Raw genomic sequence first — 12,657 nt, forward strand, 5'->3', positions numbered from 1 at the left:
ATCATTTATATAGTAGTACGACTAACTTTAGGTTAGTTGAAATCATGAATATCCAAGACTTCACCGCGGCGGACGAGCTGTTCGTCCGGCAGTACGCGTACGACGACACCCACGTCGTGGCAGTGGACCTCGCCGACGAGTTCGCCGGCACCGGGTCCGTCGACATCATCGGCGAGACGGTCATCGTGGTCGGCGACGGGGACGAGCAGTACGAGCTCGAGGCCCCCGGCGTCTCGCAAGCGTTTATCAGAAACGGCGTCCTCACTATCGAGATGGAGGTCAGTGCATGAAACTCACCGTCAAACCCCTCAAACAGAAGGACGCCGGTCGTGGACTCGCCGCGATCGACAGAGGCTCGATGGCCGAGCTCGGGCTCGAGAACGGCGACTACATCCGTCTCGTCGGCAAGCAGGACGCGACCACGGTCGCCCGCGTCTGGCCCGGCTACCCCGAGGACCAGGGCCAGGGAGTCGTCCGTATCGACGGTCGCCTCCGCCAGCAGGCCAACGTCGGTATCGACGACCGCGTCGAGGTCGAGAAGGCCGAGGTGAAGCCCGCGACGAACGTGACCGTCGCCCTCCCGCAGAACCTCCGTATCCGCGGGAACATCGGCCCGCTCGTCCGTGACAAGCTCAGTGGGCAGGCCGTCACCAGCGGCCAGACCGTCCCGTTCTCGCTCTCGTTCGGTCCGATGGGCGGCAGCGGCCAGTCCGTCCCGCTGAAGATCGCCTCGACCGAGCCGTCGGGAACGGTCATCATCACGGACTCGACCGACATCCAGATATCCGAGACGCCCGCCGAGCAGGTCGGCCCCAGCAGCGAGGGCGACGCCGAGGGCGTCCCGAACGTGACCTACGAGGACATCGGCGGCCTCGACAACGAGCTCGACCAGGTGCGCGAGATGATCGAGCTGCCGATGCGCCACCCAGAGCTGTTCCAGCAGCTCGGCATCGAACCGCCCAAGGGCGTGCTCCTGCACGGCCCGCCGGGGACCGGGAAGACGCTCATCGCCAAGGCCGTCGCCAACGAGATCGACGCCCACTTCCACACCATCTCCGGGCCGGAGATCATGTCGAAGTACTACGGGGAGAGCGAGGAGCAGCTCCGCGAGGTGTTCGAGGAAGCGGAGGAGAACGCACCCGCTATCGTGTTCATCGACGAGATCGACTCCATCGCGTCGAAGCGTGGCGAGGCCTCCGGTGACGTGGAGCGCCGCGTCGTCGCCCAGCTGCTCTCGCTGATGGACGGCCTCGAGGAGCGCGGCCAGGTCACCGTCATCGCGGCGACGAACCGCGTCGACGCGCTCGACCCCGCGCTCCGCCGCGGCGGCCGGTTCGACCGCGAGATCGAGATCGGCGTCCCCGACACCGGTGGCCGCCTGGAGATCCTCCAGGTCCACACCCGCGGGATGCCGCTGTCGGACAGCGTCGAACTCGACGACTACGCGGAGAACACGCACGGGTTCGTCGGTGCAGACATCGCCAGCCTGACCAAGGAGTCGGCGATGAACGCGCTCCGGCGCATCCGGCCCGAACTCGACCTCGAACAGGAGGAGATCGACGCCGAGGTGCTCGAGAACCTGCAGGTCACCGAGAAGGACTTCAAGGAGGCGATGAAGTCGGTCAAGCCGTCGGCGATGCGCGAGGTGTTCGTCGAGGTCCCCGACGTCACGTGGAACGACGTGGGTGGGCTGGAGGACACCAAGGAGCGCCTCCGCGAGACCATCCAGTGGCCGCTCGACTACGGCGACGTGTTCCAGGCGATGGACCTCGAAGCCGCCCGTGGCGTGTTGATGTTCGGTCCGCCGGGAACCGGCAAGACGCTGCTGGCGAAGGCCGTCGCCAACGAGGCCAACAGCAACTTCATCTCCATCAAGGGGCCGGAGCTGCTGAACAAGTACGTCGGCGAGTCGGAGAAGGGGGTCCGCGAGGTGTTCGACAAGGCGCGCTCGAACGCCCCGACGGTCATCTTCTTCGACGAGATCGACTCCATCGCCACGGAACGTGGCAGCCGGACCGGTGACTCCGGCGTCGGCGAACGCGTCGTCTCCCAGCTCCTGACCGAGCTGGACGGGCTCGAGGACCTGGAGGACGTCGTCGTCATCGCCACGACGAACCGCCCGGACCTGATGGACGGCGCGCTGCTGCGCCCCGGCCGACTGGACCGTCACGTCCACGTCCCCGTTCCCGACGAGGACGGTCGCAAGCGCATCTTCGAGGTGCACACCCGCGACAAGCCGCTCGCGGACGACGTCGACCTCGAGAAGTACGCGAGGCAGACCGAGGGCTACGTGGGTGCAGACATCGAGGCGGTCTGCCGCGAGGCGTCGCTCGCAGCGACCCGCGAGTTCATCAACTCCGTCGAACCGGAGCAGATGGCCGATTCGGTCGGCAACGTCCGCATCACCGCCGACCACTTCGAGCAGGCCTTGGACGAGGTGACTGCGAGCGTCACCGAGGAGGTCAAGGAACGCTACGAGGAGATCGAGCAGCGCTTCGGCCGGGAGGACGTCGTGGCCGAGGAACAGCAGATCGGTCGGACGTTCCAGTAACGCTCAGTCGAGGTCCGCGAGGATCTCCTCGGCGTGCTCTTCGGGGTCGACACCGTCGTAGACGAGTTCGATGGTGCCCTCGTCGTCGATGACGTACGTGTTCCGGAAGACGCCGTCGAACGTGTTGCCGAACAGCTGCTTCTCGCCGTAGGAGTCGTAGATGGTTGCGACCTCGCCGTGTTCGTCCGAGAGCAGGCGCACTGGCAGGTCGTGGTCCGCCTCGAACTCCTTGAGATCCGCGACCTCGTCGTCGCTGACCCCGAGCACCGCGATGTCGCGGTCCTCGAAGGCGTCCCAGTTGTCGCGGAACGAGCAAGCCTCCATCGTGCAGCCCTCGGTGTTCGCCCGGGGGTAGAACCAGAGGACGACTTTCTGGCCGCGGTAGTCCGAGAGCGATACGAGGTCGCCGTTCTGGTCCGGGAGTTCGAAGTCCGGAGCCGCCGCGCCAACGTCGAGCATAGACGCTGGAAGGCAACGACGGGTAAAACGGATTTCGCTTCCGGCGAGCGCTCACTCCGGCGCGACGGTGTCACCGACCGCCAGCACGCCGGACTCGACGATGGTCGCACGCAGGCCGCCCCGGTGGACGAGCGAGCTGGCGACGCCGTCCTCAGTGAGTCCCTCCAGATACGAGCAGGGCTCGCAGAGCTCGACGCCGCGACAGACCGCGTCGCCGACGCGGAACTCCTCGTCGACGAGGTGGTTCAGTGCGACCCCCCGTGTCGTCACGTTCCGGCGGTGTCGCCCGTCACGCAGCTCGACGCCGTAGTCGCTCTCGGCGGCCTCGATGGCCTCCGCCTCGATGAGCGTGATGCCACGGGGCGTGCCGTCGGAGAACGTTCCGCTCTCGTCGAAGTAGCGATCGCCACGTAGTCCCGCCTCGGCGACGGCCTCGACCCGTTCGACGGGCTCGACCGGCTCGCCCGACTCGGGCGCGAGGTGGATGGCCTCGACCGTTCCAGTCGTCGCTGTGGCGTCGCCCGCGGCCGCAGTCGCAGCGTCCGTCTCCCTCATGCCACCGGCTACGGAGCACCGGTGCAAGAACCTACTGGAGGGATGTGAGGGCGTGTCAGTGAACGACGACTCAGTCGAGTCGTTCCGCGGCCTCGCGGTCGAGCAGGGGTTCGGCGTTCGCCGTCGGGAGCGTCACCACGTCGTCCGTGCCGAGGCTGTACTCGCGCTGGTCGACGCCGAATATCTCTCCGACCTCGTCGGTGATGCGGACCGTCGTCCGTTCGACAGTCGCCCCGCCGTCGTCGCCGGGCTCGCCGACACCGCGTCCCGCCGCGTCGTCGCTGCTCGTCGACTCGGCTGCGCCGCCGGCCGGAACCGGCTCGGCCGGCTGGTCCGTGGACTGTGCCGCGACGCCCGAACCGTCCGTGGCCGCGTCCCCGGGTGACGGGTCTTCACTGGTCGATGGTGTCTCGCCCATCACGTCCGCGGCGCTGACGCCGTCGGCTCCCGGGTCGGTCTCGTCGGCGCCCGCGACCGCACTCGCCTCCGCGGCTGCAACGTCGGGCGCGCGGTCGTCGTCCGGCGCTGGCTCGTCGTCCGCTGGTGCAGCCGTCGAACTGTCCGTCTCGGCCGCCGCCGTCGGGTCGGCCGTCTCCCGACCGCCCGCCTCGGGTGCAGCCGACGACCCGCCCGCCTCCGTCGCCATCCCGTCCTCGGGGTGGTGTGCGGGCGACTCCTCGTCCGCGACGGCTGGCGGCGACGTCGCCTCGCCGGCGATGACGTCGAACATGTGGTCCTTGTTGCCCTCGATGCGGTCGACGAGGTCGTCGTACAGGGCGTGCTCCTCGTCGGTGAGGCCCTTGACTTGGTCCATGCTCGCCATGTCGGCGGCCGCGAGGCTGGCCTGCTTGACCAGCTTGCCGAGGCGGCGCTCGTACAGCGATTCGGCGGTCGACCGCGCAGTGTCGATCTGGTCGGTGAGCCGCTGGACCTCCGGCGAGCCGAACGGGTCGTCAGACTCCGCGGCCACCCGGTCGCGCTCCGCTTTCAGCTCCTCGACGAACTCCGCGACCTCCTGGTAGAAGGAGTCGCGCAACCCCTGGAGGCCACCCTTCTGTCGTTCCGTGTCGAGCGCAGAGCGCAGTTCGTCGAGATTCATTCTTTCCCCTTCTCGGCGTGGTCGCGGGCCATCAAGAATACGCCCACGTACTCCGGTACAGTCTGTGTGCCTGCCTCCACCGTAAAGCTACCGCCACCGAGTTCCACCTCGGTCGGTTCGTCGACCGTGACCTCGATGTCGTTCCCGACGAACGTCTCCGGAACGGCGTCGTGCAGTGGATCGAACTCGGCGACCTCGTCACGCGGAATGCGCGTCACCGCCAGGCCTGTCCCGCCGTGCAGACTCCCAGGTAGCCGGATGAGCCGGTTGATGTCCGTCGTCACCGGCTCGTCGATGGGTGCCGTCTCGGCCGCGAACGTCTCCTCGGCGAAGATGTCGGCGAGCCGGACGACCGTCGGGTGCACGTCGAGGTTGCCGGCGGCGAGCTCGTCGTAACGGTCGTCGAGCACCTCGACGAGCTTCTTCGAACGGCCGGCACCGATGCCCTCGAAGGACTGCAAGTGTTCCCGGCCCTCCTCGTCGGGTAGCTCGCGCACCTCGTCGACGAACGCCAGCAGCCGGTCGTGGACGCGCCGACCCCAGCCACCCGTCGTGTCGAGGCTGCGCTTGTCGGTCGGGTTCTTCAGCCCCAGCCCGGCGACGGACTCGCGGTTGACCAGCGACTCGAAGTCCACCTGGTTGGCCATCACGTAGTCCACGATCTCGCGGCGGTTGCCGCGGTCCAGCTCATCGACGCCGTCGTCGCGGACGTGCACGTGGTAGCCCCGGCCGCCGGAGAAGACCACGGTGAGGTCCTCGAAGCCGAAGTCGGTTTCGAGCAGGTCGAGCAGCCGCAACAGGGCGTCCTTGCAGACCGCGAGCATCTCGCCGTAGCTGTCCTCGTCCGGGTCGACCCCCGGCAGGTGGTCGGCGTCCAGGTCGAACACAAGGTCCGACCCGCGCCAGCCCTTCTTCGACATCGAGCCCGCGCCGGGGTCGTCGTACCGGCCCGCGGAGAAGTAGACGTGTCGCGGGCGCTCGTCCGTGAGGAACGTGCGAAGGTCCCCGACCTCCATCCAGGAGTGATGGCGGATCATCGTCGTGCCACCCGACGACCAGGTGATGTACCCCCACTCGCGCTCGTTCGGCTCGGGCGGGGGCGAGAGCTCCGTCCCCCGGTAGTGGTCGCCGAAGCGACCGCGGAGGTATCGTCGGGTGCGCTCGTTCATGGCTCTCGTTGGTTCGGAAGGGGGTCGTACAAACCTTGCGGAGTCGGCCCGTCTCAGCGACGCATGAACTCGGAGAGCCGCCCCGTGATGCTCACGTCGTCCCCGAGTTTCAGGTAGTACGCGTCGCCGCCGTCCTCGTAGTAGTTGTCGATGCGTCGCTTGATGTCGAAGCCGAGGTGCTCGTAGAACCGGAGCGCGTTCTCGTTGCTGGTGCGTGCGTGGCACGTCACGGTGCGGTGCTCCTCGGCGACGCGGGCGACGAGTCGTTTCCCGATGTCCTCACCACGGTAGCTCGGGTCGACCGCCAGAAAGAGGATGTAACCGTCGCGGCGGACTGCGGCGAACCCGATGACCGGCCGGTCCTTGCCTTCGTCGAGGAAGAGGTGGACCTTCGACCGGCGATACGCGTCGGTGAAGAAGCTCTTTCGCTGCTTGAGTACGTCCTCATCCCGGCGGATGCGCTCTTTCAGGCGCCACGCATCCTCGACGTACTCGTCGCTTCCGGGAGAGACGACGCGCGTGTCGACGTTGACGCTCACTGTCGTGAAGCTCCGGGACACGGCGATATAATTCCACCGGCACCCGAGCGGGACCACGAGAGTTTGGGGAAAGGCTTTCACAGGCGCCGGCCCTCCACCCTACGAATGAACTCCTCAGGGGACGGAGAGGCTGACGCGGGACGGTTCTCACCACTGGACGTGGTTCAGGACGCATTCATCGCCGGGCTCGCGGTCGTGATCCCCCTCATCGTCACCCTGTTCGTGTTGAACGTGCTCGCGGGCTACCTCTTCACCTTCCTCGACGCCGTCGTCGTCGCGCTCGGGGAGGCAGGGTTGAGCCAGGGCGTCTCGGTGCTGGTCGTCCAGACGCTGACCATCCTGTTCGTCGTCCTGCTCGTGCTCACGATCGGCTTTCTCACCCGGTTTCGGTACGGGGAGCTCGCCATCTCGTACGTCGATGGCTTCGTCGCGCGCATCCCCGGCTTCGGCTCCATCTACGACAGCTTCCGCGAGATGTCCGAGGTCATCGTCCAGAGCGAGGAACGGAACTTCCGGGACGTCAAACTCGTCGAGTTCCCGCAGGAGGAGACGTACACGATCGGCTTCCTCACCACCTCGACCCCGCAGCCACTTCAGGAGGCCGTCGGCCGGAACGACATGGTCACGCTCTTCCTCCCGCTCGCACCGAACCCCGTGATGGGTGGCAATCTGGTCCACGTGCCGGAACATCGCGTCGTCGACGTCGACATGTCCGTCGAGGAGGGCATCCGGACTATCGTGACGACCGGCGTCGCGACCGGTGGCGACCCGAGCGAGCCCGACAACCTCACCGAGGCGGAACTCAGTCAGATGGCCGCGTTCGAGCAGGCCGAGAACGACGTTGGGACGGCGGCCGAGCCCGAGGTCGAACCGGACGTACTCGACCAGGAGACGGCGGACGAAGCCGAACAGACGGCGGAGGAAGTCGTCCCCGACGGCGACCTCGACATCGAGACCGGCGGCCGGCGACAGGCCGGTGCGCGCGAGGAGCACGAGCTCGGTGGCGATGCCACGACGGCGGAGGACGCGGACGACGACGACCGACAGACAGAGGCCGATATGACCGACGAGAACACGCCATGAGGAACGTCGGCGAGGTCGTCCGGGGAGCGAGGCGCTCGGCATCGGCGGCCAGGTCGCACGCACGCTCCCCGTCTGCAGCATCAAGGACTGAGCGGCGGCAACTCGCCGCCGGCCGTCCGGCCATTCAAGTGCGAAGCCGGGGCCAGACCAGGCGTGGTGTGACCCACGCCGCACTCCGGTCCGGGTGGTTGCGCGGCACGCCGGATGCGGTCCGACACGTGCCGCCTGTTCGCCAACCGACCGCGAGCGCCCGCTACTTCAGCCGATAGGGGTTGTCGTCGTCATCGTCGCCCCCGCCAGCCCCTTCGGGCACGTCGCTCTCGGGGAACTGCCGGCGTGCGGTGAGCGTGATGGTCGCTTCCGGGGTGTCGTCCTCCTCCCACGGGCTCTCGTACACCGATAGCTCAGACTCCGTCACGTCCCAGCCGTGCGCTTCGAGTACGCGGACGAGTTCGCGCTGCTCGTCGAGTATCTCGTCGTCCATCACCTCGGTATCGGGGGTGACGCCACAAAAGCATCCGGCTGGCGGCTACCTGTCACCCGTCAGCGCAGGAAGTCGAACCGGGGCTTGTCGATGTCCGGGACGCGATGCTCGACCGGCTCGCCCGCCTCGTACTTCACGAAACTGAGGTAGAACGTGCGGCCACAGCCAGCATCCGCCTCGTCGTCGGCATCACCGAGACAGACGAACTCGACACCGTCGGCCGCCTCGTACTCGCCGGTGGTCGACGCGTACTCCCAGCCCGCGAGCGGCTCCTTCGTGACGCACTTGTCGGCCATGTAGGCGTCGCGTTCGAGGCTCGTCAGCGCCTCGCAGTAGGGACAGTAGTAGGTGACGGAGACCATACCTGCAGTACGCCCCGGACGGACTTAGCTCCGCGGCCTCCCGTCACAGTGGAAAGGTCTTTGACACCGAGCGGCGACGTTTCGACCATGATAGACGAGACCGTCGAGGAGATCGAGGAGATGCAGACCCACTCCTCCTCGGTCGTCGCCGTCAAGGCGACCCGCGCCCTGCTCGAGCTGCTCGACCGCGAGTTCGCGACCGTCGAGGAGTACGAGCGGGCACTCGACCGCAACGCGAGGGCGCTCCAACGGGCGAACCCGTCCCACGCCTCCCTGCACAACGCGATGCGGGAGGTGGTCGATACGGTGAGCACGGCCGACAGCGAGGACGTCGAGGATGTCAAGGCGACGACGAGCGAGGCGGTCGAGCGCGTCGTCGAGTCCGTCGAACACGGCAAGAGCGGGGCAGCCGAGCGCGCGGCGGAGCACATCGAGGACGGGAGCACCATCCTCACCCACGACTACTCCTCGACAGTGCTCGAGGCCGTCGAGCTCGCGACGCGCGACGGCGCACACGTCGAGATGTTCGTTACGGAGGCCCGTCCCCGGTACCTCGGCCGGAAGACGGCCCGGACACTCGTCGGCAACGACCGCGTCGAGACGCATCTCCTGACCGACGCCGCCTCGGGGTACTACCTCGAGGAGTGCGACGAGGTGTTCGTCGGGATGGACTGCATCGTCGGGGACACGCTGTACAACCGCGTCGGTACGTACACCATCGCGGCGACTGCCGACCACTGCGACGTGCCGGTGAGTGTCGTCGGCTCCAGCTCGAAGGTCATCGAGAGCGGCTTCGTCTTCGAGAACGAGTTCCGGTCGCCCAGCGAGGTGATGCGCGAGCCAGCGGAGGGCTTCGACGTGCGCAACCCCGCCTACGATTCGACGCCGGTGTCGCTACTGGAGCGTGCGATAACGGACGAAGGCGTGATGGAGTTCTGAGCTAGCGGTCGACTGCCGGCGGCTCGTCCCGACCGATGGTTATCTCGTGGGCTTCGACGTCCTCGTAGGCCGCAACCTGGCCACCGACGGTGACCACACCGTCGTCGGTCTCGAGCGTGAGTCCGGCGACCTCCTCGGTCATCTCGAAGTCGATGTCGGTGACCTGCCCACGAACGAGTCTGGGCGTGCCGGTCTCGACGTCTCGCCCCTCGATGGTGGCGTAGAACTCGCCGCCCTCCTCGATGAGGTCCTTCACTGCGCGCCGGATGGAGGAGTAGCGCCGGGGGAACGGCCGGTTCTCGCCGTCGGCGAACACCTCGTCGGCGGTCGTCCAGAGCACCGTCCCGAAGAAGCCGGAGACGAGGAAGCCGAGGGCGGAGCGGTTGAAGATGACGCCGTAGCGGTCCTGGTCGTCCCGGAGCGCGTCCTGCGTGGCGTAGATGGAGTAGGAGCCGTCGGCGACGGCCATGACGGGGGTCGTGATGCCGCGGCGAACCCTGACCGTCGTCGCGATGCGGTCGTAGTCGAACTCGTCGGGGTCCGGTGCCCCGGCGGCCGGGGTGACGAGCAGTTCGATGCTGATGCCCTGATGGTGGCGGTTCGCCAGGAGGTCCTCGAAGCGTTCGAGCAGGTCGGGCGTGAGCGACAGCGCGAGTTCGTACTCGGCGGCGTCGATGACCTCCTCCAGGTAGCGGAGGATGGTCGAACGCGACTTGACGAGGGAGACGGCTTCAGTGTCGCGAGCGGGGGCCGTGTACCGGGCGTTCAGTTCGTCGACGAGCTCCGAGAGCGAGGATTCGAGGTCGGAGAACGCATCGTCGGGGTCGACGGCGATGATCTTCATCGGTCGGGACTCGCGCAGTTCGACGAGGCTCCGGTCCGAGAGGCTACGAACCGTGTCGTACACCCGCGGCTGGGGGATCTCGGTCCGGTCTGCGATCTCCGATGCGGTGAGCTGCCCGTGTTCGAGCACAGTCAGGTAGGCGTCGATCTCGTACTCCCCGAGATTGAACCGCTCCCCAACGCGCTCCATCGTCCCACGGAGGTCGTCGGATGGCATACTGTATCAACTCGGGGGGAGCGTTAAACCATTTACTGAAATTCGAGTAGCACGCTGTTCCGAAACGGGCTCCTGTCAGAGCGTCACATGTACATCCGGTCGTCCGGCGTGTCGCGTTCCGGGACAGCCTCGAGGCGCTCCGCGAGTTCGGCGTAGTACTGGGCGACGCGCTCCGCGAACTCCTCCAGGGGACCGGTTTCGAGGTCGAGATCGTACACTGCCCCAACGGCGTCGAGCAGGTTCAACGCGGCGTCCACGTCGGGTGCCTGTGCGTGGACCGGCGTGGCGTAGACACCGACGGCGAGCGACGAGGTCATGCCGCGTTCGACGAGCGCAGCGTTCACCCCGTCGAGGAAGCCGTTGGGCATCGGTGAAACCTCGCTCCCTTCGAGCCGACCGCTTCGGTAGTCCTCGGTGGCGACGTAGAACGTGCGATGGTCCTCCGGCCCGTGCGGGACCGGCACGCCGGAGAGGATGGCGACCTCCTCGACGGCGTTCGTCTCGGTCCAGTCGAGCACTGCGCGTGCGAACGGCTTCGCGGCCCAGACGGGGACGAACAGCTCGGACATCAGTACGGTCAGGTTCAGGTCGTCCCGCGAGAGCAGCCGGGTACTGTGGCGCGGAACGCCGTCGTCGAACGGCGTGATGGAGGGCAGGTCTTGCGCCACGATGTGGCCGGTCTGTTCGAGTTCCAGTTGCTCGACAAGGTAGTCGACGGCGGTGAGTCCGGCGAGTCCGAACTGCGAGAACCCGGCGACGACGACGTCCGAGACCGGCTCGTCGTGCGACACGTCGAACCGCACGTCATCGATGGTCTGCGTAGCCATACTACCAGTACGTCCCTGCCAGCGATAAATCCCGGAGCAGGTCCCGCGTCGGCCGGGGTCCCAACCCTTATTTCGGGGCAGCGAGAGGGCTGGGATATGATACCCGGACTGGTCGCCCAGGTTGGCGGAACCACGACCACCGGGAACGGAACGACGACCACGGACAGTGCGACTCAGGAAGGCGTTCGGCTCGTCGAGCAGTTGCTTCCAGAGGGGATTCCGGGGTGGCTGATCGAGTACGGGATGGCCGTGCTGGTGCTGGTGATCGGGCTGTACGGCTCCAAGCTGGCCATCCGGCTGTTCGGGCGCACCATCGCCCGCCGCATCCAGCGGCCGAGCATCACCCAGACGGTCCTCAGATCGGTCCGGCTGGCGATAATGCTCGTCGCGGTCGGAATCGCACTCGCCATCGTCGGCTTCCGTGGGAGCGATATACTCCTCTCAGTCGGTGTGTTCTCCGCGGTGCTCGGTATCGTCCTCGCTCCCATCGTCGGGAGCATCATCAACGGCGTCTTCGTCCTCGCCGACCAGCCCTACGAGATCGGCGACATGATCGAGATCTCCGACACGAACACCCGCGGGTTCGTCGAGGACATCACCATCCGGTACACGAAGATTTTCACGCTCGACAACACGTTCATCGTCATCTCGAACTCCTCCATCCGTGACCGCGACGTCGTCAACTACTCGGCCGAGGACGAGCGCACGCGGCTCTCGCTGAAGCTCACCGTCACCTACGAGGGTGACCTTGACGAGGCCCGGAATCTGATGGAGACCGCAGCGAGGAGGGTCGACGAGGTCATCACGGGTGGTCCGGACATCCGAATCGGGTCGGCACGCTACCCGGCCGCGCCGACGTGTTACATTGAGGAGTACGCCGACCACGGCGTGCAGCTCGTCCTCCGTTACTGGGCGAAGGAGCCGTACAAGCTCATGACAGTGCGCTCGAAGGTGAACGAACGGGTGTGGGCCCAGCTCGAAGACGCGGATGTCCACATCCCGTACCCGCACTCCCACGTGGTCTTCGACGAGACGAGCGGCTCGCTCCCGGTGGAGATGCAGCGTGAGGGCCAGCCCACTGGACGTGCAGGACAGGCTCCGGAGGAACGCGAGGAGTGATTACTGGGCCTCGACGGTGAGGACCTCGCAGTCGAGGTTCCGCCGGAGGTAGTCGTCGATGTCGGGTTCGTCCACGACCTTGCGGAGCATGCGGTGCCACCGGCCTACCTGCTTCGAGCCGATGACGACCACGTCCGCACCCTCGGCGGCGACTTCGTCCAGGATGGTCTCCTCGACGAGGAACCCACGGCGGACGACGTACCGGGCGTGAGGGACGGTCCCGAACTCGCGTTCGGTTGCCCGCTTGAGGTCGGCTCGGGAGACGCGCTTGCCGTTCTGGTAGAGGTCGACGTGGAGGACCGTCAGCGCAGCGTCGCGTTCCGTCGCGATGTCGATGGCAGATTCGAGCGTGGCTCTGGAGTGCTTGCTCAGCGGATACCGGACGGGGACGACGACGCGGGTCATCGGTAT

The 12,657-nt window shown here is 66.9% G+C and carries 15 protein-coding genes; 5 read left to right on the top strand and 10 right to left on the bottom strand.

Annotated features, from left to right (window positions below):
- The first annotated feature begins 44 nt into the window (after positions 1-44).
- Both NO978_RS00800 and NO978_RS00805 read left to right on the top strand, forming a co-directional pair.
- On the top strand, positions 45-290 hold the full coding sequence (locus NO978_RS00800; protein ID WP_257297603.1) for an Hsp20/alpha crystallin family protein: 246 nt from the start codon (positions 45-47) through the stop codon (positions 288-290).
- Positions 287-2,551, top strand: coding sequence for a CDC48 family AAA ATPase (locus NO978_RS00805; protein ID WP_257297604.1), 2,265 nt, complete (start codon positions 287-289; stop codon positions 2,549-2,551). The genes NO978_RS00800 and NO978_RS00805 overlap by 4 nt, the downstream gene beginning before the upstream one ends.
- Positions 2,552-2,554: 3 nt before the next feature.
- Here NO978_RS00805 and bcp read toward each other — a convergent pair whose 3' ends face one another.
- From bcp to NO978_RS00830, 5 genes are all read right to left on the bottom strand, one after another.
- Positions 2,555-3,010, bottom strand: a complete 456-nt coding sequence (bcp, locus tag NO978_RS00810; protein WP_257297605.1) for a thioredoxin-dependent thiol peroxidase — start codon at positions 3,008-3,010, stop codon at positions 2,555-2,557.
- Between the two features lie 51 nt (positions 3,011-3,061).
- Positions 3,062-3,565, bottom strand: coding sequence for an MOSC domain-containing protein (locus NO978_RS00815; RefSeq protein WP_257297606.1), 504 nt, complete (start codon positions 3,563-3,565; stop codon positions 3,062-3,064).
- A gap of 70 nt (positions 3,566-3,635) precedes the next feature.
- Positions 3,636-4,664 (bottom strand): hypothetical protein, encoded by a 1,029-nt coding sequence (locus NO978_RS00820; protein WP_257297607.1) that lies wholly within the window; start codon positions 4,662-4,664, stop codon positions 3,636-3,638.
- Positions 4,661-5,833 carry a DNA primase small subunit PriS gene (gene priS / locus NO978_RS00825; RefSeq protein ID WP_257297608.1) on the bottom strand — a complete coding sequence of 391 codons (1,173 nt, stop codon included), beginning with the start codon at positions 5,831-5,833 and terminating at the stop codon, positions 4,661-4,663. The genes NO978_RS00820 and priS overlap by 4 nt, the downstream gene beginning before the upstream one ends.
- A 53-nt stretch (positions 5,834-5,886) precedes the next feature.
- Positions 5,887-6,372, bottom strand: coding sequence for an N-acetyltransferase (locus NO978_RS00830; RefSeq protein WP_257297610.1), 486 nt, complete (start codon positions 6,370-6,372; stop codon positions 5,887-5,889).
- Between the two features lie 105 nt (positions 6,373-6,477).
- Between NO978_RS00830 and NO978_RS00835 the strand changes: the two genes are divergently transcribed.
- A complete protein-coding gene (locus NO978_RS00835; protein WP_257297611.1) occupies positions 6,478-7,455 on the top strand; it encodes a DUF502 domain-containing protein in 978 nt (325 codons plus the stop codon).
- 253 nt (positions 7,456-7,708) lie between these two features.
- Here the strand turns inward: NO978_RS00835 and NO978_RS00840 are convergent, their stop codons facing one another.
- The gene (locus NO978_RS00840; protein ID WP_257297612.1) at positions 7,709-7,939 is read right to left on the bottom strand and encodes a hypothetical protein; all 231 of its coding nucleotides are present in this window, start codon (positions 7,937-7,939) and stop codon (positions 7,709-7,711) included.
- 59 nt (positions 7,940-7,998) lie between these two features.
- Positions 7,999-8,301, bottom strand: a complete 303-nt coding sequence (locus tag NO978_RS00845; protein ID WP_257297613.1) for a hypothetical protein — start codon at positions 8,299-8,301, stop codon at positions 7,999-8,001.
- 87 nt (positions 8,302-8,388) lie between these two features.
- On the opposite strand from NO978_RS00845, the gene NO978_RS00850 reads away from it, so the two are divergent.
- Positions 8,389-9,240: a translation initiation factor eIF-2B gene (locus NO978_RS00850; protein WP_257297614.1), complete on the top strand. Its 852-nt coding sequence runs from the start codon at positions 8,389-8,391 to the stop codon at positions 9,238-9,240.
- Between the two features lies 1 nt (position 9,241).
- On the opposite strand, the gene NO978_RS00855 is transcribed toward NO978_RS00850, so the two are convergent.
- Both NO978_RS00855 and NO978_RS00860 read right to left on the bottom strand, forming a co-directional pair.
- Positions 9,242-10,300, bottom strand: coding sequence for an HTH-type sugar sensing transcriptional regulator TrmB (locus NO978_RS00855; protein WP_257297615.1), 1,059 nt, complete (start codon positions 10,298-10,300; stop codon positions 9,242-9,244).
- An 83-nt stretch (positions 10,301-10,383) separates the two neighbouring features.
- On the bottom strand, positions 10,384-11,127 hold the full coding sequence (locus tag NO978_RS00860; protein WP_257297616.1) for a proteasome assembly chaperone family protein: 744 nt from the start codon (positions 11,125-11,127) through the stop codon (positions 10,384-10,386).
- A gap of 96 nt (positions 11,128-11,223) precedes the next feature.
- Between NO978_RS00860 and NO978_RS00865 the strand changes: the two genes are divergently transcribed.
- Positions 11,224-12,246, top strand: a complete 1,023-nt coding sequence (locus NO978_RS00865) for a mechanosensitive ion channel family protein (RefSeq protein WP_257297617.1) — start codon at positions 11,224-11,226, stop codon at positions 12,244-12,246.
- Here the strand turns inward: NO978_RS00865 and NO978_RS00870 are convergent, their stop codons facing one another.
- Complete coding sequence (locus NO978_RS00870; protein WP_257297618.1) at positions 12,247-12,651, bottom strand: universal stress protein; 405 nt, start codon at positions 12,649-12,651, stop codon at positions 12,247-12,249.
- Positions 12,652-12,657: the final 6 nt, after the last annotated feature.

The organism is Haloarchaeobius sp. FL176 (assembly GCF_024609245.1).
Classification (GTDB): Archaea; Halobacteriota; Halobacteria; order Halobacteriales; family Natrialbaceae; genus Haloarchaeobius.